Source organism: Haladaptatus marinus, assembly GCF_051194195.1.
Genome location: NZ_JBLZNK010000012.1, coordinates 1 through 4,509 on the forward strand (window position 1 = coordinate 1; position 4,509 = coordinate 4,509).

Here is a 4,509-nt window from a genome sequence, read left to right on the forward strand (position 1 = left end):
CGCCACCCAAGCGGTGATAACACACTCGCCGCAGCACGAATCAGCAACTCCCGATAAAATCCAGTATCATACTCGTCTAGCTCCTCACTCGCCAACCTCACCCGCTCTCGCGACTGCTTCGCATCGTCCACCACCATATACGACACACTCTGGCCAGGCGCACGTCCCAACCCTAACTCAGTCGCTCGCTCTAATGCCGCCACACTCCGCGTCGATTGCGTGTAGTCCTCCTTCTTCTTCGAAACCCGATTCGTGATCACCAACTCGTTCGGATCAACCGCCCCACGCTCAAGTCGATCAACCCACGACCGCAATTCCTCACAAACCGCTTCTGGATCACGATACTCATCCACTGCTCGAATCAGCGCCTTCTGCGCATCGTCGATATACGACGGCGTACTTCGCTGGCGACACTCGATACCTCGATACTTGTACTCATCTTCGCCAGCGACCTTTCCGAAATACTTCGTCAACGCACCAGCATCCGAATCACGCAACGGCACGAACGATATCCAGTCGTAGTGGGCTTCATGCTCAAGTCGAATCTCCACCTCTTCAGAAATCTTCGAGACAAGCGCAGACAGCGATGTCTGCTCCTCCCCATCGATCGGCGTCACCCACACACTATCGACGATGCCATGCACGATCCGCCAGCCATGCTCCTCGAGCACTGCTTTCGTCTCTAACAGAATCTCCCGAGCATACGCATTGATCGCCTCATGGCACTCGATTCGTCCGAACTTCGCATTCGAGAAGCCTTGATAGCCGAAACACGAGACCAAAATCCACTTGATCGCGCTCGATTGACCCTCCAACTCCTCGCGACGCTCTTCATCCTCAGTTGCTCGAATCTCGGCTTTAATTGCATCCCGATCCTCGATTAACGGCTCAAGCACGTCAGGAAGATACCCCCGCTCGTCACAAATCGAATACCCGATGCCCGGTACATCCTCTCTCTCGGCATGGCACTCACATCGAATCTTCTCCGGACTCACGTTCCGCGTGACGATGATATTCGGATACAACGAGGAGAAGTCGAGCTCGTGAACATCCTCGTGCAGTCCGACGTCCGGTGAAAAGGTGAACCCACCTCGATCGGCGTCGTGCAGCTGGCGCATCGTTTTGAACTTCTCATGGCGCCACGAGCGCCAGGGCACGAGCACGTCTCGCTCACGGGCTTCCTGAATCTGAATCCCAGTCAAAATGGTCCCGATCGACGACCACGCCAACTCTTGGAGTGGTTTGCCCGACTGTTCAACGAGATACAGACAGCCATCGAGGTTCGTCTGATTCCACATGAACGTATTCGAGCCGTCGATGATCACCCGACCGGGCAGATTGTAGCGTGCTGGAGAGTGTCCGACCTGTCCGTAGCTTTCGTACGTCGATTCTCCCGCCAATTGCTGCCACCCCGACCGTCGTCCAAGCTGGAACTCTACGCCAAGCCGATCGGCCTGCTGGAACAGGACTGGAATGAGGTCGCTGGTATTCAGGAACAGAACGTCGGGGTCAACCGACTCAACACGAGCTGACAATGCCGTTAACACGTCCGCCGCACTCCCAGTCACCGTCTCATCGTCAATTGTGAGTTCGGTAACCCTCTCACTCGCGAGTTCCGTCTCCGACACAGCAATCTGCATCTGTGAGAGTTCGTAGTCCGGCAAGGGGTCGATTCCTTCTTCGAGACAGTAGCGGAACTCCCGTGAGAAGTCGACGTTGTAGCAGCGATACTCACCAGGCGAGCCCCACTTGCTCACCACTCGCGCCACCGAATTCACCGCGTTGAGGTCGACCACATCTACTTGGAGTACTTGCTCGGGGTCGTGCCGGAAGCTCACGCGTTCTTCGACGACAGCAACCCGAACAACGGCAGGATGGTCACGAAGTGCAGCACGTGCCATCGAAAGCTCGCTGTCATCGTGCGCCGACACGTAGATCGTCGGCGTATACGATTCATCGACCTCGCAACTCACCCCCGTCTCAGTTACCGACCATCTGAGCACGTCGTCATCGACGTAGTCGATTTTGTACACCATCGTCTCATCCCCGATCGTTCAAATCATCCTCGACGTGATCGAGTCGATCTTCTAAATCCTCAATTTGCTTTTGCTGTTCGATGAGCATCGACATCAGCGCTGGAATCTCGACGAACTGGTGGTTCTGGAGCCCACTCGCGTCCGCATGTGCGCGGGCATATTCGAAGAGCCGATCAAAGACAGCCTGGTCAGCGTGTCGGAGTGCACGCCGATATTCCTGCCACCGCGACTCCATTGCCCGCAGTAAATCACGATACGTCGTGTTAGTACGCCCCATTTGCGCTCACCTCCGGTGAAACGTCCGCATCAACCATCGCTGGATGCCGATTAGCGAGAATACGCTTCCAATACGCGAGCGTCGTTTGCACCAGCCCATTCTCCAACGGGTAGACTAACGTCTCGTACTCCTCGCCTGCGAACCGTGGTCCGAACTGGGTCTGTTCACACCGAACCGTCTGATCAGCAATGTCGTGAATCGGTGCTGTCAGCGTATCGTCCGTCTGCAACGTCAGAAGCACTGGAATCTCAAATCGTTCGGCAAGCTCGTCGATCCGCTTAGCCACAGTCGAGAGCATGCGCTCATCATCACCACGCGGAAGGTCCTCCGACCGGTAGAACCAGTCCACTGCGGGAAGGACCGCAATCGTCGTCTCGTCCGTAATCTCTCCGGCAAGATCCTGTACAAGACTCTGGTGTTGCCACGGAGTGAACGCCCGCGCAATGTGAATCCGGTCGAGGACTCGCATCGACGGCGTAATTCGCGTCAACGGGTGTGTCGTTCCGTTCCCGTAGGCATCGATCCAGAGGGCCGATCCGTCATCCAAGAACAGCTGGTCAAGAACAAGTGACTGTAATGAGCCAGTCATGCGCTTGTCGGTTTCGAGCAGTGTAATGCCGGGGTCAAGCGAGGGAAGTTCTGGTGAGGTCTGGTGCATCATCACGGATAATATTTCACCGGGGTATCAGAAAGGCACGCCAGGGTCGCTTCCGAATATTCCAATACAGGAACGACCGACGTCAACCAGGGCGAGTGACTGCTGTCCTGGACGCCACAGCAACGCGAGAACACACCCGATACAGTTGTTGGTGTAAACTGGTTCACTTCACCAGTAGAAGCCCGGCGGAAACTCGGAATATTTCGGACTCATTGGCCAATCTGAGTCCCACAACTTTTCCGCAAAATCTCGATGAGGGCGAGATGATGTCGAATGAATTGATCGATGAGGTTGTGGTGAATTTCATTCGACCTATACGGGCAGTTCCAAGGAGTTGTTGAGGGCAAACAACCTCCTATACTGACGGCATTGTGCACGAAACTACCCCCAGTCAGTTATCATCCAAGATGCATGACAGCGCCAGCAGAACTCGATACGTTCCATCCGTTTCCGATTCGGATTTCCGAAACCCGACTGCTCGACAGAAAAATCACTGAACAATAGAGACACTCACGTATCGGAACGGACAGCGGGGGAAAGGGAGAGGTAACCCTCACACCCAAGCACGAGCCATTGTCGGGTGATGGCGCCAGACGATGGCGTCGTACTGGCCACTGTGAGAGCGTATCTTCACCAATGATCCGAAGGATAAAATAAGTTCGTCAGACATAGCTTGATTTTATTATATGATTCGGTCAAATAACCGGACTGTGTGTATCGAACTCAATTTTCTAGCGCCTCTTTCTTTCAACCCAGTGAATTCTGCGGTAAGCGGCCGTTACTCAAGTTTCTGGAGGATCAATAGAAAATATGAACAGTGACACAGAAAGAACCCAAGCGATCGGTTGGTTCGGGTCTACGACAGAGCACTCCGGACCGAGCTCACCACCCCAATATGCACTGGTCGCCTCTGAGACGATTGATTTCGACTCATCGACTTCAGAGCTTGTTGCTGGTGTCGTTGAAGCACTCATGAACGTGATCGAGCCGGCAGGTGGCCAGACTACGCTCTCGCTGTACGAATACGTGGACCCAGATGCGCTCGAAGACATCATTACAGCAAGTGCATCGAAAAAGAGCGACGTTGAGGTGCGATTCACCGTCAAGGACTATCTCGTCACTGTTCGGAGCGACAATACCATCCTCATCTATGAACCGCTCGGAGCACACCGCGATACTGGTGGAAACCCATGCCCGCCTAGGTAATCAAGAAAAGTGATTTGCACTACACAACATATTAATCGCATTAGAGGTCACTGACAAGGGCGTTCCCACTATTCAGCCCCGTAATCAGTCAACCGGAGCTTCCCTTCGACCTCATAGAGATGGCCTTTCATGTAGAGCCGTTCGATAATATCCTCGGCAGCAGGGCGCTCAAGATCTTCTTCGTCGTTGAGAATTGCATACGCTTGCTCGTATGTGAGCTCTCCCGCATCCGGAAGTCTCCTCGCAAGCGCGTCGAGCGCATCCTGCGCGAGTGGAGTGAGTGGCGACGTCCCATTCGAACTCATTGCTATCTCTGGATTTGAGAGCTGTAC

The 4,509-nt window shown here is 54.3% G+C and carries 5 protein-coding genes; 1 reads left to right on the top strand and 4 read right to left on the bottom strand.

The genetic code is table 11. The features are described 5' to 3' along the window. From ACN2TU_RS26835 to ACN2TU_RS26845, 3 genes are all read right to left on the bottom strand, one after another. Positions 1 to 2,036 (bottom strand): type B DNA-directed DNA polymerase (locus ACN2TU_RS26835; protein WP_435159856.1); only part of this gene is annotated, 2,036 nt, incomplete at its 3' end. A gap of 4 nt (positions 2,037 to 2,040) precedes the next feature. Then, positions 2,041 to 2,313 carry a DUF8156 family protein gene (locus ACN2TU_RS26840; RefSeq protein ID WP_069451553.1) on the bottom strand — a complete coding sequence of 91 codons (273 nt, stop codon included), beginning with the start codon at positions 2,311 to 2,313 and terminating at the stop codon, positions 2,041 to 2,043. Beyond that, positions 2,300 to 2,974: a P-loop NTPase family protein gene (locus tag ACN2TU_RS26845; protein WP_435159857.1), complete on the bottom strand. Its 675-nt coding sequence runs from the start codon at positions 2,972 to 2,974 to the stop codon at positions 2,300 to 2,302. Before ACN2TU_RS26845 ends, ACN2TU_RS26840 begins: the two co-directional genes overlap by 14 nt. A 969-nt stretch (positions 2,975 to 3,943) precedes the next feature. Here ACN2TU_RS26845 and ACN2TU_RS26850 point away from each other — a divergent pair. Then, positions 3,944 to 4,177 carry a HalOD1 output domain-containing protein gene (locus tag ACN2TU_RS26850; protein WP_435159858.1) on the top strand — a complete coding sequence of 78 codons (234 nt, stop codon included), beginning with the start codon at positions 3,944 to 3,946 and terminating at the stop codon, positions 4,175 to 4,177. A 68-nt stretch (positions 4,178 to 4,245) separates the two neighbouring features. Here ACN2TU_RS26850 and ACN2TU_RS26855 read toward each other — a convergent pair. Beyond that, positions 4,246 to 4,509: hypothetical protein (locus ACN2TU_RS26855; RefSeq protein WP_435159859.1), on the bottom strand; the 264-nt coding region annotated here is incomplete at its 5' end.